The sequence below is a fragment of the Lysobacter sp. K5869 genome (genome assembly GCF_018847975.1).
Taxonomy (GTDB): domain Bacteria; phylum Pseudomonadota; class Gammaproteobacteria; order Xanthomonadales; family Xanthomonadaceae; genus Lysobacter.
In genome coordinates this window covers 5,728,518-5,749,472 of sequence record NZ_CP072597.1, presented here as the reverse complement: position 1 = coordinate 5,749,472, position 20,955 = coordinate 5,728,518, and the positions used below count along the sequence as shown (strand labels likewise).

Sequence of the window (20,955 nt, the reverse complement as noted above, 5' to 3'; positions counted from 1 at the left end):
GCGTGGCATCGGGGGATCCGTCCGCATCGCGGCTGAAGAAAAAGAAGCGCTTCCGGCGGCGGTTGCGCAGCCGCATCATCCTGTCCTTCGTTCTGCTGGGTTTCGGCTTGACCACGATGTTCGCGTTCGCGACCAACTGGACGCGCACGCGGGTCGAGAACCAGTTGGTCGAGGACGCGGTGAACCGCAACATCGACGAGTACGCGCGCCAGTTCTATCTGGCGCCGAACTCCAGCCCGCAGGTGCCGTTCCAGCAGACCCGCGCGCGCGTGGTCAAGAGCGATCGCTTCGAGGACCTGCGCCTGGAGCAGCCCGACTGGTACGCGCTGCCCGACGGCATCCACAACATCCAGGGCAAGAACCCGGACGGCAGTCCGTTCTCGTACAAGCTCGGCGTGCGCAAGACGCCGACGGAATGGTTCTTCCTCGCCTACGACATGACCCAGGCCACGCGCAGCGAGGCCCAGTTCAATCGCGCGCTGTATCTGTCGGTGCTGGTGTTCACCCTGTTCTCGTTGTTGGTCGGCTGGTGGGCGGCGTCGCGGGTGATGAGCCCGGTGTCGGAGCTGGCCAACCGGATCAAGCGTTCCGGCCGCAGCGCGCAGTCGGAGGCGTTGGCCGCGCACTTCCCCGACGACGAGGTCGGCCAGTTGGCCGAGGCGCTGGACGATTACGCCGAGCGTTTGACCAAGGTGGTCCAGCGCGACCGCGAGTTCAACGCCGACGTCAGCCACGAACTGCGCACGCCGTTGGCGGTGATCAAGGGCGCGGTCGAGTTGCTGTTGTCGCGGCCGGATCTGGAAGACAAGACTCGCAACCGGTTGTTGCGTATCCAGCGCGCCGAGCAGCAGTGCACCGACCTGATCAGCGCGCTGTTGCTGTTGTCGCGCAACGAGCGCGGCCAGGGGTCGACCGACATCGGCAAGCTGGCGGATCAGCTGCTGGACGCGCACCGCGCGCAGATGGGCGGCAAGAACCTCGCGCTGAGCGTGGAAGGCGAACGCGGACGGGCGGTGGACGCGCCGGAAGCGGCGGTCGCGGTCGCGCTGGGCAATCTGATCGGCAACGCGGTCAAGTACACCACCGAAGGCAGCGTCGTGGTGCGCTTGCTGCCGGACTCGGTCGAGGTGATCGACTCCGGCCCGGGCCTGAGCGCGGAGGACGCGGCCAAGCTGTTCGAGCGCGGCTACCGCGGCACCCACGCCGGGCATTCGCAGGGCGGCGGCATCGGCCTGTCGATCGTGCGGCGCTTGTGCGATCTGTACGGCTGGGACGTGCGGGTGAAGCCGGGCGAGGAGCGCGGCGTGGTGGCGACGTTGCGGTTCTCGCGCGCGGCGTGACGCGGCCGGTGGGCCGGCGACGCGAGGTTTGCGATGCCGGCGCCGCGGAGCGCGGGGCGGCGGAGTAGCGCCGACGATATCGAGGCGCGTTCGTTGAGCGCGCCCTTTCTTCGCATTAGCCGGCGGTGGTCGGCATTCGCGTCCATCGAACCGGCGCGCGGCGCCGGCGCGCCGCGTGGACCGGGCGACGCGTCGAGCTAGCGCGTCGGAGCGCGCGCGTTTTCCTGCGAGCGCTCTTGCGCGGCGTCGGGTGCGGCCGGCTGCGCCGCTTCGGCGCGACGCAGCGAATCGGCCGGCGTCGCGCTCATCGCGTCGGCCACGGAAACCGCGGTGCGCTGATGGGCCAGGTCTTCGAGGCGGCCGCCGACCAGGAACAAGGTCGAACGATCCGGCGACATCACGACGTGGTCGACCGCGCCGCCGCCGCCTTCCTTGTGCCGGGCCAGCGCGTAGGCGGTCAGGCGCTCGCTGGTGTCGTCGTAGCCGCGGCCGAGCTGCGCGTCCACGCGCTCCACGCCGGCGCGGATCTGGCGGTAGAGCGCGTGGTCGGGGTGATCGGACGGCAGGCCGGGAATCGTCGGGTTGGGCGCAGCGGGCGGGTGCACGGCGGGCGGTTGCGCGCCGGGTGCGCCGGTAGCGGGTGCGCCCGCGGGTGCGCCGTGAGCGGGCGCGCCCGCGCCGCCGGGCGCCGCTGCGCCCGTCGCGGGCGTGCCGGGCGCCGCTCCCGGAGCTGTGCCCACTGCGGGCACGCCTGCTGCCGCTCCTGGAGCCGCGCCTACTGCGGGCGCGCCTGTCGCCGCTCCTGCGGCCGCGCCCACTGCCGCCGCGCCGGCCGCGGCGCCTGCGGCTGCGCCCACCACCGCGGCGCCCGCCGCGGCCGCGGCATCGCGCGCGGGTTCCGCTCCGGCGGGCGCTCCCGCGGGCGGGGGCGCGCCGCCGCCGGGCGCGGGCCCGGCGGGGCCGCCCGCGGGCGGATGCACGGCGGGCGCGGGCGCGGGTGGGGCCGGCGCCGGTGCGGGCGCGACGAAATCGAATTGATGCCGGGTCGGCGGCGCGGTCGAGCTGTCGAGATAGGGCAGCGTCTGCCCGGCCGTCAGGCGCAGGCCGGCGCGCTCCAGGGCGGCTTCGGTGACCCGCAGCCGGCCCAGGTCGAGCTGCATGTCCGGCCCGCCCGCGCCCGGGCCGGCGGGATGGCGTTGGTGTTCGTAGTGCGCCGCGTCGGCGATCGCGGCGCCGACGTAGAAATGCCGGTAATCGGCGTCGCCGTGATTGCCCAGCCCGTGCGGCGCGGCGCGCGCGCGGTCGAAGAAGTGCACGCCCATGCCTTCGACGTTGGCGTCGTTCGGCGTCAGGCTCAGATCGGCGTTGAGCGTGAGATGCGGCTTGATCGAGTAGGTGTAGGGCGGGCCGTCGGCGCTGCGGTCGATGTAGACCGGCATGCGCGAGTTGGCGTTGTAGACATCGCCCAAGGTCGCGGCGGGATTGGCTTGGCGCACCGAGGACGCCACGGCGTTGAAGCCGTAGACCTCGGCGCGCGCTTCGTCGAGCCGGCGCGCCGCCAGCAGGGTTTCGACCGGCGCGGTGTAGTCGCGCGGCGACGGCGTTTGCGCGATCCGGTCCATCTCGGCGTAGACCGCGGCCTCGCGCGGGTTGTACTCGGCGCGGTTGCCGCCGTGGCGCAGTTCGTGCCCGAGCACGTAGACCGCTTCGCCGGGATCGAAGCGGCCGCCCGGCGGCGTGTTGAGGATCGACAAGGGCACGCGCACTTCGCGCCCGTCCCAGTTGTATTCGCCGCCCGCGTGCGGATTGGTCAGCGGCACGATCGAGGTCAGATACGCCGGCGGCGCGGCGGCTTCGTTGAACTGCGCGACCAGCGCCGGCGTGGCGGTCACCAGCGTCTGCAGGTTCGCGGCCTGCTGCGCGGTGACGTCGGCGCGCGCGGCGAACGCGGTCAGCAGCGCCTGGGCTTGCGGGGTCAGGTCGGTCATGTCCCTTCCTTAGGACTCAGGGGATGGAAACGTCCCTGACGCAGGCGCGCGCATCGTCGCCGGACGCCAGCCGCTGCTGTTTCACGATCACGCGCATGCCGGGCCGGTCGAACCAGTCGGCGAGGAAGGCGCCGTGTTCGCCGTGCCGGGCCTCGCGCCGGAACCCCATCGCTTCGAGTTCGGCGGCGAAGCGGCGGTAATCGATCGCGCAGATTTCCTCGGCCGGCGCGTTCTCGGCGGCGGCGTTGAAGCTGAAAGCGAAGCGCGGGCCGACCGCGATCTTCTCGCGCATTTCCATGCCGTAGGTCCAGCGCGGCGACAGGCGCTCGCCGTAGCCCCAGTAGCCGGGTTCGTACACGCGGAAGTCGACGCCGAACGCGGCGCTGAGGCGTTGCGGGGTGAACTGTTCGACCCGTTCGGTCTCGCGGATCAAACCCAGCAAGCGGGTGAGCACCTGCTCGGCATCGAGCCGCGGCGCGGCGGCCGGCGGTGCGGCGGCGGAGGTCATGGCGGGAGGCTCCTGAGCGGAAGGCTTCGGCGCGGCGGGCGTCGTCGGATGCGATGCCGGAGCCGGCGTCCGCGACCGGCCCGCCGGCGGGTGCGCGCACGCGCTCAGCGCAAGCGCGGCCAGCAGCAGTGCGGTCGGGCGAAGCGGCATGTCGGCGTCCGTGGAATGCGCGCCGTAGCTATACGCGCGGGTCGCGCGGGCTGTCAAATGCCGGCGCGCGGCGCGCCAGCGCGCGCGGGGCGTTGCGCCCCGCGGCGTGCGCTCGCCTGTCCGTCCCGGGCCGGCGAGCGCGTTTGGCTTACTTCATCGGCGCTTACTTGACCGCTTCGAGCCAGCCGTACTTGTCGGCGGTCTTGCCGTTGAACAGGCCGAAGAACAGTTCCTGGATGCGCTCGGTCACCGGGCCGCGGCGGCCGCTGCCGACCTGACGGCCGTCGACCGAGCGGATCGGGGTGATCTCGGCGGCGGTGCCGCACATGAACAACTCGTCGCACAGGTACAGGTATTCGCGCGGCAGGTCGCGTTCGATCACTTCGATGCCGACGTCGCGGGCCAGGGTGATGATGGTGTTGCGGGTCAGGCCGTTGAGCAGCGCGGCGCTCACCGGCGTGGTGTGCAGCGCGCCGTTGAAGACCAGGAACAGGTTCTCGCCCGCGCCTTCCGACAGCAAGCCGGTGGACGCCAGCGCGATGCCTTCGCCGAAGCCCAGGCGGCGCGCTTCGCGCGCGACCAACTGGCCGGAGAGGTAATTGCCGCCGGCCTTGGCGCCGGCCGGAATGGTGTTGGGCGCGAAGCGCTGCCAGCTCGACACGCAGGCGTCGATGCCTTCTTCCAACACGCTGGCGCCGAGGTACTGGCCCATCTTCCAGGTCGCCACGGCGACGTCGGTGGGCGTGTCGGCCGACAAGCCGAAACCGCCGAGGCCGCGGTAGGCGACCGGACGCAGGTAATCGGTGCTGTGGCCGTTGGCCTTGATCACTTCATGGCAGGCGGCGTTGATCTGCGCGAGCGAGTACGGGATCGCCATGTCGTAGATCTTGGCTGACGCGAACAGACGCTGGTTGTGGTCGTTCAAGCGGAAGATGATCGGGCCGTTGGGCGTGTCGTAGGTGCGGATGCCCTCGAACACGGAGGAGCCGTAGTGCAGCGCGTGCGACATCACGTGGGTGGTCGCTTCGGCCCAGCGCTTGATCGATCCGTTGTGCCAGATCCATTCGGGGTATTGCATCGTCGGCTTCCGTCGTGGGGAGGGGAAACCGCTATTGTGCCCTGCGCCGCGGCGGCTTCCCAACGCGACTGCGGCGTATGGGCTTGCGCGGCGCGTCGGATGCGCCCATTCAGCGCCGCTCAGCCGCCTTTGATCCACCAGCAGCCGAAGTGGCGGGTCAGCCCGAACACGGTGCGCGAGGGGGTGACGCCGTTGGCCATGGTCTGCTCCAGGCGCAGCGCGACCGGGGCGGGGCGGCGGTGCACGGGCGCCGCCGGCGCGGGCTCGGGCTCGGCGCTGGCGGACGCCTCCGCGGCGGGCGCCGGCGCGCCGTCCATGCCGGCGGGGCGGCCCAAGCCGGCCGGCGCGGACGGCGGCGGAATCGGCGGCAGCGGCGCCAGCGCGGCGTTGGCCGGAGCGGGCGGCAGCGTGGTCCAGGCTTCCGGGCGCGGCGCGGGTTCGGCGCTGGCGCCCATCACCGGAGCGATGTCGAGCAGCGGCCGCTGGGCGATCGCGTCCAACCGCTGGATCACCGCATAGCCCTGATCGTCGGACATGCCGGCGAAGTGGTAGACCGCGGCGAGCTTGTTGCCGTCGTGCGCGTCGATGGCGGTGGTGATGGCGCCGACCAGATCGCGCAAATTGCGCGCGCAACCGCCGACGTAGGCGTTCTCCGGCTTGGCCGCCGCGGCCGCGCCGCGCGGCAAACGGTCGACGCCGCCGACGGCGGCGCAATCGCGATCGGTGTAGACCGAGTTGCCGTGCGCGTCCGTGCAGCGGCGGATCTGCGCCGGGGCGGCGCTCGGGAACAGCGCGGCCGCGGCGAGGGCGAGCGGCGGCAGCAGGGGGAGAAGACGGACGGGGGCAGGCATCGGCGAAGACTAGCGCCGGGGGATGCGTATGGACAGTGCGGCGGTCGCGGGTGGAGGCGGTGCGGGGATGTGCGGTGGCGCGATGCGGTGGTGGTGCGGGTGCGGCGTAGTTTCGTCGCGGCGTGGGGACCGGCGTCGACCGGAGCGATGCGGCCTTGTCGAATTTAGCCGGGATTGCGAGGCCTTTGGTCCGTCATTCCGGCGAAAGCTGGAATGCATTTGGCCCTGACTGTAGCCGTCGCAATTGGCGTTGCGGTTGCGGTTGCCGTTGTTGTTGTCGTTGCTGTTGCTGTTGCTGTTTGCTTTGACGTATCCCCACCCGAGGCCCACGTTCCGCAGCCCCGGAGGGCGCGCGCATGGATGCGCGCGCGCGCCATGGGTCAGGATGACCCTTATGGCGCGGCCCCGCGCCCGGTACTGGACCTAGTGGCTCTTGATTCGAAAACAGGGAAAGCGCCTTTCTTTGGTTACTTTCTTTGGCAAGACAAAGAAAGTAACTCGGCCGCTTGCGGACGAAAGCTCTTAGCGTTTGATCTTCGCTCGTCGTCGTACGCCTCTACCAGAGAAAGCGGAAGCAACATCAAAATGGATTCCGGCTTTCACCGGAATGACGGTGAGTGGGGTGTTCCGCCGCCGGAATGACGGTGGGTAGTGTGTCCGCCACCTGCGAGAAGCACAACTCACACTCCGTCATTCCGGCGAAAGCCGGAACCCATTTTGACTTTGCTGTGGGTTCGCTCTCAACGCAACAACGAGTGACGACAAGCTCCAATCCAGAGCGTTCCGTCCGCAAGCGGCCGGGTCACTTTCTTTGTCTTGCCAAAGAAAGTAACCAAAGAAAGGCGCTTTCCTTGTTTTCGAATCAAGAGCCGCTAGGGCTCACAGCGACGCGGGGCCGCGCCATAAGGGTCATCCTGACCCATGGCGCGCGTGCGCATCCATGCGCACGCCCTCCGGGGCTGCGGGGCGTGGGCTTTGCTTGGGGATGCGTCAAGGCGAAGGGCAACGGCAACAGCGGTGTTTGCTGTGTCGTGTCGGTAGGTGGGGTGCGCCGTCGTTGCGCTTTCGCGGTCGCAGCTTGCGCAGCTCCTACAGTCGGATACGCAACTTTCCGAAGCCCCTGTAGGAGCTGCGCAAGCTGCGACCGCGAAAACCGGATAACGACAAACGTTCGGGAGTCATGGCTTAAACCGTTAGCGGCTCACGCGCCCGCGCTACGCCCGACCCGAAAACCACCGCGCGGCGCCCAAAGGCGCCGCGCGGTGCGCGCGATCAGCGGAAACCCGCCACCGTCGTCGCGCGTTCGTTGAGCACGCGCGCGTTGTTGCTCTTGGCGGCCGTGCCCATCGGCGAGCCGTTGTAGGTGATGTTCGGGTTCGACCAATAGTTCAGGCGCGGGCAGTTGCTGCCGCAGCTGTAGGCCATGATCGTGCGCCACGCGTTGCCCGGACCCCAGTAGCCGTGGCCGTAGGGGTAGACCGTGTTGGTGCCGTTGCTGGGATCGTGGTGCGCGCCGAAGTTGTGGCCGATCTCGTGGGCGAAGCTGTAGTAGCCGGTCATGCACGAGTGGCTGACCACGCTGAAGGCGTTGGATGCGCTCGAGTTGAGATAGCCCAGGCCGCAGTACTGATTGTCGGTGATGATCAGCACGTTGACGTCGGCGGTGATGCTGTTGCGGGTGGCGTGGTAGCTGTCGAGGTAGCCGTCGCTGGTGCCGGCGAAGCGGCTCAGGTCGGTGTCGAAGCCGGCCGAGGTGTAGTTGGCGGTGTACTGGCCGGCCAGCTCGAAGCGCACGTTGACCGCGCTGTTGGTGAAGCTCTGGTTGCTCTCGGTGATCGCCAGATTGGCCTTGGTCAAGGTGTTGCCGACCGCGGTGGCGGCGGCCTGGGTGTAGACCACCATCACCCGCACCACCGTCGGCGCTTTCTCGCCGGCCTTGGCTTCGTCGAACTTGGGATCGAGCTTGACCGGGGTGTAGGGCAGGCGGCCGTACGAGGCCGGGTGGTCCTCGGGCATCTTGGATTCGTCGATCAGGCTGATCGCGTGGCCGCCGGCCTTGAGCGGGTCGATGCGGTACAGCTTGCCGCCGCTGCGCACGGTGCCGGAGATCTGATCGCCCTGGCGCACCAGGATCGCCGACTCTTCCGGATTGTCGATCAGCTCGGCGCCGGTGAAGCGGTTGATGCGCTTGAACTGCGCGTTCGGGTCGCCGACCATGCCCTGCCAGATCACGATGCCGTCGGCCTTGCGCTGCGCGCTCAGCTTGTGCGCCTTGAGGCTCACGCCCGGGGCGAGGTTGAGCAGCAGTTGATCCTGGGTTTCGGTGACCTGCGCGGTATCGGCGCGGACCAGATCGACGCGGGTCGCGGCGCGCTCGGCCTTGACCGCCTTGAAGCCGAGGTCGGCGTCGGCGCTGCGCGCGAGCGCGGCGGCGGGAACGGAGAACAGCGGAGCCGGTTCGGCGGCCGAGGCGGCGCCGGCCAGGCCCAGCGAAAGAGCGATGGCGAAATTCAGCGGCAAGAGCTTGTTGCGGACGGACATGTGCGCACTCTCCATTGGGGACCGCTGCGCGCCGCGGGCCCGTGGCCGGGCCGGCGGTTGCGGTCGCGAGGGCATCGCTCGTCGTGGCGATGCATCCTGTTCCCAGTGGGCGCGCGCGCCGTCGCGCGGCTCAAGACCGAATTTGTCGCAAGGCAAGCGCAAGCTGAGAACTGCGTGCGCAGTTCGCCATTGGTGCTAGGCAGCACAGGCGCATTTGTGTGCGCCCGGTCGTTTCGCTTCAGTTGGGTGAACGCCGGCGGCGCCGCGCGTTCAGGCGATGCGGGCGAGCACCGACAGGGTCGGCTTGGACAGATTGAGCGTGTAGAAATGCAGCCCCGGCGCGCCGCCTTCGATCAGTCGGCTGCACAGCTTGGCCACGACCTCGGCGCCGAACTCGCGGATGCTGTCGGCGTCGTCGCCGTAGGCCTGCATGCGCTGGGCGATCCAGCGCGGGATTTCCGCGCCGCACAGGTCCGAGAAGCGCCGCAACTGGGTGAAATTGGCGATCGGCATGATGCCCGGCACGATCGGAACGTCGATGCCGGCCGCGCGCACGTCGTCGACGAAACGGAAGTAGGCGTCGGGGTTGTAGAAATACTGGGTGATCGCGCCGTCGGCGCCGGCGCGGACCTTGCGCTTGAAGTTCTCCAGGTCCGACAGCGCGTCGCGCGCCTGCGGATGGGTTTCCGGGTACGCCGCCACTTCGATGTGGAAGTGGTCGCCGGTTTCGGCGCGGATGAATTCGACCAGTTCGTTGGCGTAGCGCAGGTCGCCGGCGCTGGCCATGCCCGAGGGCAGGTCGCCGCGCAGGGTCACCAGGCGGCGGCAGCCGAGTTCGCGGTAGAGCTTCAGCAACTCGCGGATTTCGGCGCGGGTGCCGCCGACGCAGGACAAGTGCGGCGCGGCGTCGAGGCGGTGTTCCTCGCGCAGGCGGCGGATGGTTTCGGGCGTGTAGCTCAGGGTCGAGCCGCCGGCGCCGAAGGTGCACGAGACGTAGCTCGGCGCGAACGCGCGCAGCTTGGCCGCGGTCTTGTCGAGCTGGCCGCGCTGATCGTCGGTCTTGGGCGGGTAGAACTCGAAGCTGATCGGCAGCATGGGCGGGGCCGTGGCGAGGGTTGCGGGGATAATATCTCTTTATCGCGATGGATTGGAAGTTAAGCGGCGCGGGGCTTGGACCAAAGTCGCGGTCGGCCGCGGCTTGAGCGGCGGCCGCGGCGACGCCATTGCTTGAGTTCAGTCTCCAGCGGCGGCCGGCATGAGCGAAAGCGCACTCGACAATCCGATTTGGGCGTCCCTGACCAGCCGCCACCGCGCGCTGGCGTTGGGCGAGGGCGGGGCGGCGCGCTATCCCGCGCAGGTCGCGCCGTTCCTGGGCGTGGCGCGGGCCGATGCGGGCGCGGACGAGGCGCTGCGCGCGCTGGTGCCCGACGGCGACACCGCGCTGGTGCTCGGCGTGGCGCCCGAGGTCGGCGCGGCGTGGGAGCTGCGCCATCTCACCGATCTGGCGCAGATGATCTGCCGCGCGCCGGTCGCGGCGGTGGCGGGCGACGCGCCCCTCGTCGAGCTCGGCCCGGCCCAGCGCGAGGACGTGCTGGCGCTGACCGCGCTGGTGTACCCGCATTACTTCCGCCCGCGCACGATGGAACTGGGCCGCTACTTCGGCCTCTACGAACACGGACGCCTCGCGGCGATGGCCGGCGAGCGCATGGGCCTGGACGGCTACACCGAACTCAGCGCGATCTGCACGCATCCCGACCATCTCGGCCGCGGCCACGCGCGCCGCCTGCTGGCGTTTCTGGTCAGCGACAACCACGCGCGCGGGCGGATTCCGTTCCTGCACGTGAGCCACGAGAATCCGCGCGCGGTGGAGTTGTATCTGCGCAACGGTTTCGAATTGCGGCGCGATATCCCGTTCTGGTCGTTGCGGCGCGCGGGTTGAGCGCGATGGCGGGCGCGGGGGCGCGGCGACGCCGACCGTCCCGGCGCCCGGTCCCGGTTCCGGCGCGCGACGCCGAAAGCGGCCGCCGCTCGTCCGCGCCGCCCGCCGCTCGCCGGCCCCTGCCGCCACTGCTCACGAATCCCCCCAACCGCCCGCGACGGCCCGGCAAGGTGGCGCCATCACGCCACTGCCCCGAGGAATCCGTCATGCCGCAGTCCCGCCGTCCCAACGCTGTGCGCCGCATCGCTTTCGCCCTGACCGCGCTGCTCGCCGCCGGCGCCGCGCAGGCCGCCAGCGAGCGTTTCCAGGATCTGAGCGTCGAAGTCGTCGGCCAGGGCCGGCCGGTGCTGATGATCCCCGGCATGAACTCCGGCGCCGACACCTGGCGCGACACCTGCGCCGCGTTGCAGGCCGACCAGGTGCAGTGCCATCTGATCCAGTTCCCCGGTTTCGCCGGCGCGCCGGCGATCAAGACCGAGGCCTACAACGACCGCATGCGCGACGAAGTGCTGGCCTACATCGAACAGCGCAAGCTCCGGCAGCCGGTGGTGATGGGCCACAGCCTCGGCGGCTTCGTCGCGCTGAAGATGGGCATGGCCAAGCCGCAGGACATCGGCAAGCTCATCATCGTCGACACCTACGGTTTTCTCGGCTCGCTGTACGGCCCGACCCAGACCGCGCAGACCATCGTGCCGATGGCGCAGGGCGCGCGTTCGCTGGTGCTGAACCAGCCGCAGGCGCATTACTACCGCGGCATCGCCGTCACCGCGCAGGGCATGACCAGCGACGATGCGAAGGTCGCGCTGCTGCGGCAGTGGGGCGAAGCCAGCGACCGTCCGACCACGGCGCTGTCGCTGTACGAGATGATGACCACCGACCTGCGTCCGGACATGGACAAGATCACGGTGCCGACCCTGGTGCTGGGCAGTTGGGTCGCCGGCGCGCGCTACGGCGGCACCCGCGAATCGACCCTGGCGATGTTCCGGCAGCAATACGCCAAGCTCGCCGGCGCGCGCATCGAACTGAGCCAGGACGGTTATCACTTCTTGATGTGGGACGACCCGAAGTGGCTGCAGGATCAGGTCCGCGGTTTCCTCGCCGAGACCCCGCCGGCGGGCTGAGCGACGCGTTAAAGTCGTTCCCCGGCGGGCTCGCGCGGCGGGGCCCGGCCGGCGCGGCCGTCGCCGCGCGCATGCGGCGCGGCGGCTCTTTCCATCACCCGATTCGATGCGATCCATGTTGCGACCCTTCTTCCGTGCGGCCCTGATCGACGTTTTGTTTTGGGCGGGCTACTGCGCCTTCATCGTCAGCATGTCGGCCGCGTTCGGCCAGGTCACGTCCGGCGCGGTGTTCATCGCCGTCGCGCTGTCGGCCGAGTTGTGGGCGGTGGGGCAGGCGATGCGCCGCATCGCGCACCGCCGGCATTGGTTCGAGCTCGGCCCGCTGCGGCTGGCCGTGCGTTTGTTCGCCTGCGTGCTGATCGGCGCGGCCTTGTCGCAATTGGTGCTGGTGCCGGTGCTGTGGGTCGCCGCCACCCACGACTGGGTCTATCTGGGGCCGGACAACACCGCCGGTTTCGCCGCGCCGATGCTGGTCATGTATTGGGCGCAGACCGCGTCCTCGCTGGCGCTGTGGACCGCGCTGTGGAGTTGGACGGTGGCGATGCGCCGCTACCGCGAGGGCGAGATCGCCCGGCTCAACGCCGAATCGCTGCGCAACGCCTCCGAACTCGACGCGCTGCGCGCGCGCCTGAACCCGCACTTCGTGTTCAACGCGCTCAACAATCTGCGCGCGCTCATCAACGAAGACACCGAGCGCGCGCGCGAGCTGGTCACGCGCTTGTCCTCGACCCTGCGCCACGCGCTCGATCACAGCCAGCGCGAGCAGGTCAGCGTGGCCGAGGAGCTGACCGTGGTGGACGATTACCTCGCGGTCGAATCGGTGCATTACGAAGACCGGCTGCGGGTGACGCGCGAGATCGATCCGGCCGCGCTGGACCTGCGCCTGCCGCCGATGGCGCTGCAGTTGCTGGTGGAGAACGCGATCAAGCACGGCATCGCCCGCACCCCCGGCGGCGGCGAACTGAGCCTGCGCGTGCGCGGCGACGGCGGGCGGCTGCGCATCGAGGTGGCCAATCCCGGCAAGATCGAGGCCGAATCGGTGCGGCGCGGCGTCGGTCTGGCGTACCTGCGCACGCGGCTGGCCCATGCCGCGACGCCGGGTTCGTTCGAGTTGCGCCAGCACGGCGCGCGGGTGCACGCGCACATGGAGATTCCGCAATGAGCCTGCGTCCGCTGAGCGTGCTGATCGTCGACGACACCCGGTTGGCGCGGCTGGAACTGCGCACCTTGCTGGCGCGATCGCCGCAGGTCGACATCCTCGGCGAGGCCGAGGACGTGCCGCAGGCGCAAGAAGCGATCGCGCGGCTGCGTCCGGATCTGGTCCTGCTCGACATCCAGATGCCCTCGGGCAGCGGCTTCGACGTGATCGCCGGGCTGGAAGTCGCGCCGCTGGTGGTGTTCACCACCGCCTACGACCAATACGCGGTGCAGGCCTTCGAGGCCAACGCGCTGGATTATCTGGTCAAGCCGGTCGAACCCGAGCGCTTGAACGCGGCGCTGCAGCGCGCCCGCGCGCGCCTGCCCAGCGAGACCTCGCCGGCCGAAGCGCGCGGCCCGCTCGGCGCCGACGACCAGGTGTTCCTGCGCGACGGCGAGCGTTGCTGGTTCGTGGCCTTGCGCGAAGTCCACCGCATCGTCGTCGACGGCAACTACGCGCGGGTCTGGTTCCGCAACGAATGCGCGCTGCTCGCGCGCAGCCTGAGCGCGCTGGAGGCGCGGCTGGACCCGTCGCTGTTCTTCCGCGCCAACCGCAACACCCTGGTGAACCTGCGCTCGGTGAAATCGGTGGAACTGGCCGTGGGCGACGGCTACGAACTGGAGCTCAAGGACGGCAGCCGGATCGAGGTGTCGCGGCGGCAGTCGCGGGAGTTGCGCGAGCGCTTGTCGTTGTAGGGCGGGTGTGCGGGAGCGCCCGACGACGCCGGCCGCTGCCGTTTTGTCGATGACGTTCCGAGCCGCCACCGGCTGCGATTGGCGCGGGCCGCGGCGGGATCGGTTATCGCTGGTCCGTACCGCGCGAGGCCGCACCCACCGCTGCGCGGGCGCGGCGTCGCCGTCGGCGAGCCGGCGCGGTCGGGCGAAGATCCGATGAGGCGTCGCTTCAGGCTTCGACGCGCAATTCCGGCTCATCCGTCCGCGCGGCAGCCGCACGGTGCTTGCGCAGGAACTCGCTCCCACGCCGCCCCGGCGCCATCACCACGCCGGTGGAGACCAGGAAAAACCGCTCCAGCTCCGGCGACAGACTGCTGACCACGCAGAAATCGTCGCCCTCGCGATGGTTGACCGCGTAGTACAAGTCGAGCCCCCGTTCGCGTAAGCCGGCGACGACCGCCGGCAGCAGCCGCTGCGGCGTCATTCGCTCGGGCTCGGCGTAGTCCCAGGGGCCGCGATGCAGGCGGCGCGGATCGATCTCGCCCATCGCGCAATCGCGCAGGCGCGGGTAGCCGGCCAGCAGCTCCAGCGCGAGCCGGTCCAGGCCGGCGAGGTGCTCGGTGTCTTGCTTGATGTCCACGCATTGCACCAGTTCGCTCAAGGCGCGCAGGGCGGCGTGGCGCGGATACGGCGAGGCGCCGCAGCCGTGCGAGAACACGACTTCGTCTTCCAGCCGCTGTTCGGCGACGGCGATGAACGCCGGGTAGGCCAGATCGGTGGTCATGTCGATCAGGCGGATCGGGCCGCCGATGCGCCGTTCGGCGATGCGGTGGATGCGCGCGAGGTCGTCGGGCAGCGAGGACGGTTCGATCCAGCGTCCGTACGCGCGCTCGCCGCCGAGGTAGTGCGCGATCAGGAACAACGACCATGCGTCGCGTTCGAGGATCTCGCCGATGCCGTGCAGCGCCGCTTCCTCGAAGCTGGCGCCGATCGCGGTGCCGCTGTTGGAGCCGAAGCGCATGGCGCTGGCGTAGTCGAACTCGTCGCGCGGGTCGGCGGCGCGGGCGCCGCCCGGGTAATCGGGAAAGGTCAGGAACAGCGGCACGGGCAGGGTTTCGTCGCCCGAATACGCGATGTAATCGCGACACGCCAGGCGCCGCTCGGCTTGTTCGGCGAAGCACGACAGGAACGGCAGCGCGGCGTAGCGCGGGTCCTCGGCGATCGCGCGCGCGCTCGGATAATCCCACCGCTGCGGCAGCGCCGAGGCCTTGCAGTAATAGTGTTCGACCGCTTCGTACAGCGCGCCGGTATAGGCCGCGTCCGCCTCGCCCTTGCCGCCGCCGAAGCTCAGCACCTGGCCGTCGGCGTCGAGCAGGAAGCATTTGGCCGTGACCAAGCCCTCGCCCAAGCGGTCGGTGTCGACGCACCAGCCGCGGCGCGCGATGCATTCGCGCAGGATGCGGTCGGCGTCGTCGAGGCTGCGCTCGCGTTCGTACGGAATCATCGTCGCTGCTCCGATGCGTGGACGGCGAACGCGTGGCGCGCGCGAACGCGCGCCACGCGCCGGCGGCGCGGGCCGCTTACTTGGCGAACTCGTCGAGGAAGGACTGTTCCTGCGCCGTCGGGGCGTTGAGTTCGACCATCGCGGCCTTGAACTCGGCGGCCGAGGCGCTGTTGGCGCGCAGGGCTTCGCTGGCCGGAATGGCCGATCCTTTCTGAAGCACGGTCTTGATCACTGCGGGACGCTCGTTGCCCATGATGCGACTCCTGTGGTTCGAAGGAGGCCCAAGGACGTTACGCCGGACGCGATGGCGCCGGGCCTGCGGTTCGTCCTTGTGCCGCAGCCGGCGGCTGCGGGTCCAGGCTCGGGCGGCGGCGCTGAGCGGTCAGTGATCGGGATCACAAACGGCCCGTCGGCCGGGGGACGAGGCGACCGACGGAGGCGGCGCGCGGCCTATGGGAGACGCGACGCAACCGAGTCCGGGCGGCGTGAGTTGCGGGAGCGGCCGGCGCCGTAGTAGACAAGACCCAGCGTCGGCGCCGTCTGGAGCGAGGAACGGATCGCATGAAAACCGCATTCACCGATACGCTCGTCCTCGCGGTCGCTGGCGGGATCGGCGTGACGCTTGCGCTGATCGTCGTGGCTTTCGAGCTTACGTCGTTGATGTGGCTGTTGGCGGTGTACGCGCCGCTCGCCGGGGCCTTGTATGCGCGCAGGCGCGGCAAGCGGCCCTGATGCGCGCCGCGGGGGCGCGGCCGACGCCGGCTCCCCGATCGACGGCCGCAACGAAATCGGGCGCCCAAGGCGCCCGATTTCGTTGCGTCGATAGCGCCCGAAGGCGAACCGATCAGTAGCGGTAATGATCCGGCTTGTACGGACCGTCCACCGACACGCCCAGGTACTGGGCCTGCTCGTCGGTCAGCGTGGTCAGCTTCACGCCGATCTTTTCCAGGTGCAGACGCGCGACTTCCTCGTCGAGCTTCTTCGGCAGGATGTAGACCTTCGGCTCGTAGCTGTCCTTGTTCGCCCACAGGTCGATCTGGGCGAGGGTCTGGTTGGAGAACGAGTTCGACATCACGAAGCTCGGGTGGCCGGTGGCGCAGCCGAGGTTGACCAGGCGGCCTTCGGCCAGCAGGAAGATCGAGTTGCCGTTGGCGAAGGTGTACTTGTCGACCTGCGGCTTGATGTTCAGGCGCTTGGCGCCCGACGCGTTCAGCGCGTCGACCTGGATCTCGTTGTCGAAGTGGCCGATGTTGCAGACGATGGCCTGGTCCTTCATCTTCGACATGTGGTCCAGGGTCAGCACGTCCTTGTTGCCGGTGGTGGTGACGTAGATGTCGCCGCGGCCCAGGGTGCTTTCGACGGTGTTGACCTCGAAGCCTTCCATCGCCGCCTGCAGCGCGTTGATCGGGTCGATCTCGGTGACCACGACGCGGGCGCCGTAAGCGCGCAGCGAGTGGGCCGAGCCCTTGCCGACGTCGCCGTAGCCGCACACCACCGCGACCTTGCCGGCCAGCATCACGTCCATCGCGCGCTTGAGGCCGTCGGCCAGCGACTCGCGGCAGCCGTAGAGGTTGTCGAACTTGGACTTGGTGACCGAGTCGTTGACGTTGATCGCCGGGATCAGCAGGGTGCCGGCTTCGGCCAGCTGGTACAGGCGGTGCACGCCGGTGGTGGTCTCTTCCGAGACGCCCTTCCAATGCTTGACCACTTCGTGCCAGAAGCCCGGGCGCTCGGCGTGGACGCGCTTGAGCAGGTTCTTGATGACTTGCTCTTCGTGGTTGCCCGACGGGGTGTTGACCCAGCCGTCGCCGTTCTCGAGCTCATAGCCCTTGTGGATCAGCAGGGTCACGTCGCCGCCGTCGTCGACGACCAGCTCCGGGCCCTGGCCGTTGGGGAAGCTCAGCGCGGCGAGGGTGCAGTCCCAGTATTCCTCCAGCGACTCGCCCTTCCAGGCGAACACCGGGGTGCCGCTGGCGGCGATCGCCGCGGCGGCGTGGTCCTGGGTCGAGAAGATGTTGCACGAGGCCCAGCGCACGTCGGCGCCGAGGTCGCGCAGGGTCTCGATCAGCACCGCGGTCTGGATGGTCATGTGCAGCGAGCCGGTCACGCGCACGCCCTTGAGCGATTGCGCGGCGGCGTACTTCTTGCGGATCGACATCAGGCCCGGCATTTCGTGCTCGGCGATGTCGATTTCCTTGCGGCCCCAGTCGGCCAGGGAAATGTCGGCGACCTTGTAATCGCCTTCGGTCGAGAAGGTCTTGGGTACAGCGTTCATGCGGATTAGCTCCAGTGCGGGGGGAGCCGGCGGGATGCCGGGTCCGGCGAGTCGCGAAGACTCAAACCGGGCGCCGTTGGGACCTGCGCCTCGCCGAGCCTGGCCGTGTCCGTCACGGTCGCAGCGCCCCTCGGCGGGCTGAGCGCGAAGTATATCGCGGGGCCGACGCCCGCCCAAAGACGGGCGAGCGCGAGGCTGAACGCGACCGCCGTCGCGGCGCGCGGCGCGAACCGCCCCCATCGGCATAGGCGCGGCGGCGCGCGGGCCGGCTAAGCTCGGGACGGGGAGCGCGGCCGCGCATCGCCGCCGGCCGCGACGCGGACGGCCGCGGGCGGCGCGCGTTCCGATATCTCCGCATCCGAGGACCGATCCGCATGAATTCGCCCGCGCGCCGCTTCGCCCGCCGCCTTTCCACGCCGCCCCGCGGCCGCCGTTCGCCGGCGTCGATCGCGCGGCTGTTGCTGCCGGCGGCGCTGGCGCTGTGTCTGTCGGCGCAGGCCGCGCCGGCGGCCAAGGCCGGCAAAACCGCCGCCGCCGCGCCGGCCGCCGCGAGCGCGTGGGGCGAGGGCTATCAACTGCCGCCCAAGCCGCTGCAAGCCATCGTCGATGCGCCGCGTCCGCCGCAGCTGTCGATCAGCCCGCATCGCGATCTGGTGTCGATGGTGCGCACGCCGTCGCTGCCGGGCATCGAGGTGGTCGCGCAACCCGAGCTCAAGCTCGCCGGCATGCGCATCCATCCGCGCGTGCGCGCGGCCAGCCGTTTCAGTTTCGGCAGCGGTTTGGAACTGCTGGAGATCGCCAGCGGCAAGACCGTGCCGATCGAGGGTTTGCCGTCGCCGCTGTCGCTGGCGACGCTGCAATGGTCGCCCGATCAGCGCTGGCTCGCGTTCAACCGCGTCGACGCCGCCAGCGGCGCCAACGAGCTGTGGCTGGTGGAACTGGAAACCCGGCGCGCGCGCAAGCTCGTCTCCGGCCTCAACACCGTCGCCGGCCGCGGCTACGAATGGATGCCCGACAGCCGCCGTCTGCTGGTGCGCCTGCAGCCCGACGATCAGGGCGAAGCGCCGGCCGCGGCCGCCGCGCCGAGCGGCCCGGCCACGCAGGAAAGCCAGTCCGGCGGCGGCGTGCGGCAAGTGCGCACCTATCAGGATCTGCTGCGCAACGAGAGCGATGCGCGCCTGTTCGCCTATTACCTGCGTTCGCAATTGGCGAGCGTGGATCTGGCCGGGCAAACGACCAAGCTCGGCGCGCCGGACTTGTTCATGCGCGCCTCGGTCTCGCCCGACGGCCGCCATGTGCTGACCACGCGCCTGGAGCGGCCGTTCTCGTATCTGGTGCCGGCCGACATGTTCGCGCGCCGGGTCGAAGTGCTCGACGGCAACGGCCGCTTCGAATACGAAATCGCGCGCCTGCCGCTGGTGGACGGCCTGCCGACCGGCAACGACGCGGTGCCGACCGGCCCGCGCGAGGTGCAGTGGCGCGGCGACGCGCCGGCCACGCTGGTGTGGGCCGAGGCGCAGGACGGCGGCGACCCGGCGCGCGCGGTCGAGATCCGCGACGCGGTGTTCATGCAGGCCGCGCCGTTCGACAAGCCGCCGCAGACGCTGGCGCGGCTCGGCGCGCGCTTCGAGGGCGCGCATTGGGGCAGCGGCGAGCTGGCGCTGATCGACGAGTTCTGGTGGAAGACCCGCAAGATCCGCCAGTGGCGGATCGCGCCCGATCACGGCGACCGCGCGCCGGAACTGCTGCGCGACGGCAGCAGCGAAGACCGCTACAACGATCCGGGCCAGCCGGTGACGGTGATGGACGCCGGCGGCGGCGAGCGCCTGCTCACCAGCGCCGACGGCAACAGCCTGTACTACATCGGCGAAGGCGCGTCCGCCGAAGGCGAGCGTCCGTTCCTCGACCGCCTGGATCTGAGCGACAAGCGCCGCACCCGCTTGTTCCAATCGCAGGCGCCGTACTTCGAGCGGCCGCTGGCGGTGCTCGACGATGCGGCCACGCGCGCGCTGACGATGCGCGAATCGCCGACGGAACCGGCGAACCTGCAGCGGCGCGAACTCGGCGGCGACGCCGCGCCGGTGGCGCTGACCCACTTCCCGCATCCCACGCCGCAGTTGCGCGACATCAAGAAGGAACTGATCCGCTACAAGCGCAACGACGGCGTCGAGCTCACCGCCAACCTGTATCTGCCGCCGGGCTACGACGCCAAGCGCGACGGCCCGCTGCCGATGCTGATGTACGCCTATCCGGCCGAGTTCAAGAGCGCGGACGCGGCCAGCCAGGTGATCGGCTCGCCGTACGAGTTCAACGCGGTCAGCTATTGGGGGCCGCTGCCGTATCTGGCGATGGGCTACGCGGTGCTCGACAACCCGACCATGCCGATCGTCGGCGAAGGCGAGCGCGAGCCCAACGACACCTACATCGCCCAACTCACCGCCAGCGCGCAGGCGGCGGTGGACGAAGTGGTGCGGCGCGGCGTCGCCGACCGCAACCGCATCGCGATCAGCGGCCATTCCTACGGCGCCTTCATGACCGCGAACCTGCTCGCGCACACGCGCTTGTTCAAGGCCGGCATCGCCCGCAGCGGCGCCTACAACCGCACCTTGACCCCGTTCGGTTTCCAGGCCGAGGAGCGCAATTACTGGCAGGCGCAGCCGACTTACGAGGCGATGTCGCCGTTCAACTTCGCCGACAAGATCAAGGACCCGCTGCTGTTGATCCACGGCGAGCAGGACAACAACTCCGGCACTTTCCCGATCCAGAGCGAGCGCATGTACGCGGCGATCAAGGGCCTGGGCGGCAAGGCGCGGCTGGTGATGCTGCCGAACGAAAGCCACGGCTATCGCGCGCGCGAATCGATTCTGCACATGCTGGCGGAGACCAACCGCTGGCTGGAGACTTACGTCAAGAACGCCAAGCCCGAGGCGGGGCAGGGGACGAAGGCGGCGAAGTAAGCGCGGCGCGTGTTTGCGTAAAAAAAAACGCCGGCCCTCGGGCCGGCGTTTTTCGTTTCGTCATCGCGATGGCGCGCGGGCGCGCACGGCGGCGTCAGTGGTTCTTGCCGTTGCCGTGCCCTTTTCCGTTGCCATTGCCGTTGCCATGACCGCGGCCGTTGCCATGCCCGTTGCCGTGCCCGCGGTCGTCGCCGTCGTAATCGTCGTCGCGCCAAGAGTCGCCGTCGCCGTGGTGCTTGGGACCGCCGTGCTTTTTGTCCTTGCCGTGTCCCTTGCCGCGCCCCGGCCCGTGCTCGGCCCAGTTCACCCGCACGCTCTGATCGACGCGGATCGGATAACCCCAGTGGTCGTAGGTCCGCACCGCGCCGCGCTTGAGCGCGTGGAACGCAGGCGAGCCGGGCTTGATGCCCATGCGTTGAGCGACCGCGCCCCAGCCTTGGCCCGGGTTGCGGTCGTATTCGCGCACAACGTCCTGGCAAGGACGACCGAGCGAATGGGCGAGGGCGCAGGCGTAGTACACGTCGCCCGGCGCCCAGCGGCGGCGGTCGAGCAGTTCGTCCACCAGCGAGCGCGGCGCGCCGTAGTAGCCGGTCATCTCGTCGACGAAGGGATCGCGGTAGCGGCGGCCGTAGTCGTTGATCTCGCCCAGGCGGGTGTCGACCCAGACGTCGCCGGTGCGGATGTTGTAGCCGATGGTCTGGGCCTGGACGGACGCGGCCAGGCTCAGGCCGAGCAGCAGGCCATAGCCGATGCGCTGGAAACGGGTTCGTGTCGGGTTGTGCGGGGCATTGCGCATTGCGTGCACCTCGTCGTCGTGCGGTGGCGGTCGGG

General features: G+C 69.8%; 18 protein-coding genes and 1 riboswitch. Of the genes, 8 read left to right on the top strand and 10 right to left on the bottom strand.

What is annotated here, in order from left to right; translation table 11 throughout:
- The first annotated feature begins 2 nt into the window (after window positions 1–2).
- Window positions 3–1,340 carry a HAMP domain-containing sensor histidine kinase gene (locus J5226_RS24380; protein WP_255322928.1) on the top strand — a complete coding sequence of 446 codons (1,338 nt, stop codon included), beginning with the start codon at window positions 3–5 and terminating at the stop codon, window positions 1,338–1,340.
- A 197-nt stretch (window positions 1,341–1,537) separates the two neighbouring features.
- Here the strand turns inward: J5226_RS24380 and J5226_RS24375 are convergent, their stop codons facing one another.
- From J5226_RS24375 to J5226_RS24360, 4 genes are all read right to left on the bottom strand, one after another.
- Window positions 1,538–3,328 (bottom strand): XVIPCD domain-containing protein, encoded by a 1,791-nt coding sequence (locus J5226_RS24375; protein ID WP_215837671.1) that lies wholly within the window; start codon window positions 3,326–3,328, stop codon window positions 1,538–1,540.
- A 16-nt stretch (window positions 3,329–3,344) separates the two neighbouring features.
- Entirely contained in the window at window positions 3,345–3,836 is a 492-nt protein-coding gene (locus J5226_RS24370; RefSeq protein WP_215837670.1) for a hypothetical protein, read from the bottom strand.
- A 313-nt stretch (window positions 3,837–4,149) separates the two neighbouring features.
- Window positions 4,150–5,064 (bottom strand): branched-chain amino acid transaminase, encoded by a 915-nt coding sequence (locus tag J5226_RS24365; RefSeq protein ID WP_215837669.1) that lies wholly within the window; start codon window positions 5,062–5,064, stop codon window positions 4,150–4,152.
- 119 nt (window positions 5,065–5,183) lie between these two features.
- Window positions 5,184–5,915 (bottom strand): DUF4124 domain-containing protein, encoded by a 732-nt coding sequence (locus J5226_RS24360; protein WP_215837668.1) that lies wholly within the window; start codon window positions 5,913–5,915, stop codon window positions 5,184–5,186.
- A 213-nt stretch (window positions 5,916–6,128) separates the two neighbouring features.
- Here J5226_RS24360 and J5226_RS24355 point away from each other — a divergent pair, with 213 nt between their 5' ends.
- Entirely contained in the window at window positions 6,129–6,557 is a 429-nt protein-coding gene (locus J5226_RS24355) for a hypothetical protein (protein WP_215837667.1), read from the top strand.
- 630 nt (window positions 6,558–7,187) lie between these two features.
- Here J5226_RS24355 and J5226_RS24350 read toward each other — a convergent pair.
- Together J5226_RS24350 and metF are read right to left on the bottom strand one after the other, a co-directional pair.
- Window positions 7,188–8,456, bottom strand: a complete 1,269-nt coding sequence (locus J5226_RS24350; protein WP_215837666.1) for a M12 family metallo-peptidase — start codon at window positions 8,454–8,456, stop codon at window positions 7,188–7,190.
- A 270-nt stretch (window positions 8,457–8,726) separates the two neighbouring features.
- Window positions 8,727–9,551: a methylenetetrahydrofolate reductase [NAD(P)H] gene (gene metF, locus J5226_RS24345; protein ID WP_215837665.1), complete on the bottom strand. Its 825-nt coding sequence runs from the start codon at window positions 9,549–9,551 to the stop codon at window positions 8,727–8,729.
- A 160-nt stretch (window positions 9,552–9,711) separates the two neighbouring features.
- On the opposite strand from metF, the gene J5226_RS24340 reads away from it, so the two are divergent.
- From J5226_RS24340 to J5226_RS24325, 4 genes are all read left to right on the top strand, one after another.
- Window positions 9,712–10,395 carry a GNAT family N-acetyltransferase gene (locus tag J5226_RS24340; protein WP_215837664.1) on the top strand — a complete coding sequence of 228 codons (684 nt, stop codon included), beginning with the start codon at window positions 9,712–9,714 and terminating at the stop codon, window positions 10,393–10,395.
- A 206-nt stretch (window positions 10,396–10,601) separates the two neighbouring features.
- The gene (locus J5226_RS24335) at window positions 10,602–11,516 is read left to right on the top strand and encodes an alpha/beta hydrolase (protein WP_255322927.1); all 915 of its coding nucleotides are present in this window, start codon (window positions 10,602–10,604) and stop codon (window positions 11,514–11,516) included.
- Between the two features lie 115 nt (window positions 11,517–11,631).
- Window positions 11,632–12,678: a histidine kinase gene (locus J5226_RS24330; protein ID WP_215837662.1), complete on the top strand. Its 1,047-nt coding sequence runs from the start codon at window positions 11,632–11,634 to the stop codon at window positions 12,676–12,678.
- Entirely contained in the window at window positions 12,675–13,409 is a 735-nt protein-coding gene (locus tag J5226_RS24325; RefSeq protein ID WP_215837661.1) for a response regulator, read from the top strand. The genes J5226_RS24330 and J5226_RS24325 overlap by 4 nt, the downstream gene beginning before the upstream one ends.
- Window positions 13,410–13,617: 208 nt before the next feature.
- Here the strand turns inward: J5226_RS24325 and J5226_RS24320 are convergent, their stop codons facing one another.
- Both J5226_RS24320 and J5226_RS24315 read right to left on the bottom strand, forming a co-directional pair.
- On the bottom strand, window positions 13,618–14,892 hold the full coding sequence (locus tag J5226_RS24320) for a YcaO-like family protein (RefSeq protein WP_215837660.1): 1,275 nt from the start codon (window positions 14,890–14,892) through the stop codon (window positions 13,618–13,620).
- Window positions 14,893–14,968: 76 nt separating this feature from the next.
- A complete protein-coding gene (locus J5226_RS24315; RefSeq protein WP_215837659.1) occupies window positions 14,969–15,145 on the bottom strand; it encodes a hypothetical protein in 177 nt (58 codons plus the stop codon).
- A 308-nt stretch (window positions 15,146–15,453) separates the two neighbouring features.
- Between J5226_RS24315 and J5226_RS24310 the strand changes: the two genes are divergently transcribed.
- Complete coding sequence (locus tag J5226_RS24310) at window positions 15,454–15,624, top strand: hypothetical protein (protein ID WP_215837658.1); 171 nt, start codon at window positions 15,454–15,456, stop codon at window positions 15,622–15,624.
- A 112-nt stretch (window positions 15,625–15,736) separates the two neighbouring features.
- Here the strand turns inward: J5226_RS24310 and ahcY are convergent, their stop codons facing one another.
- Entirely contained in the window at window positions 15,737–17,167 is a 1,431-nt protein-coding gene (gene ahcY / locus J5226_RS24305; protein WP_215837657.1) for an adenosylhomocysteinase, read from the bottom strand.
- A gap of 61 nt (window positions 17,168–17,228) precedes the next feature.
- A riboswitch (S-adenosyl-L-homocysteine riboswitch) is annotated at window positions 17,229–17,305 on the bottom strand.
- A 236-nt stretch (window positions 17,306–17,541) separates the two neighbouring features.
- Here ahcY and J5226_RS24300 point away from each other — a divergent pair.
- On the top strand, window positions 17,542–20,124 hold the full coding sequence (locus tag J5226_RS24300) for a prolyl oligopeptidase family serine peptidase (protein ID WP_215837656.1): 2,583 nt from the start codon (window positions 17,542–17,544) through the stop codon (window positions 20,122–20,124).
- 94 nt (window positions 20,125–20,218) lie between these two features.
- Here J5226_RS24300 and J5226_RS24295 read toward each other — a convergent pair whose 3' ends face one another.
- Window positions 20,219–20,920: a hypothetical protein gene (locus J5226_RS24295; RefSeq protein WP_215837655.1), complete on the bottom strand. Its 702-nt coding sequence runs from the start codon at window positions 20,918–20,920 to the stop codon at window positions 20,219–20,221.
- Window positions 20,921–20,955 lie beyond the last annotated feature (35 nt).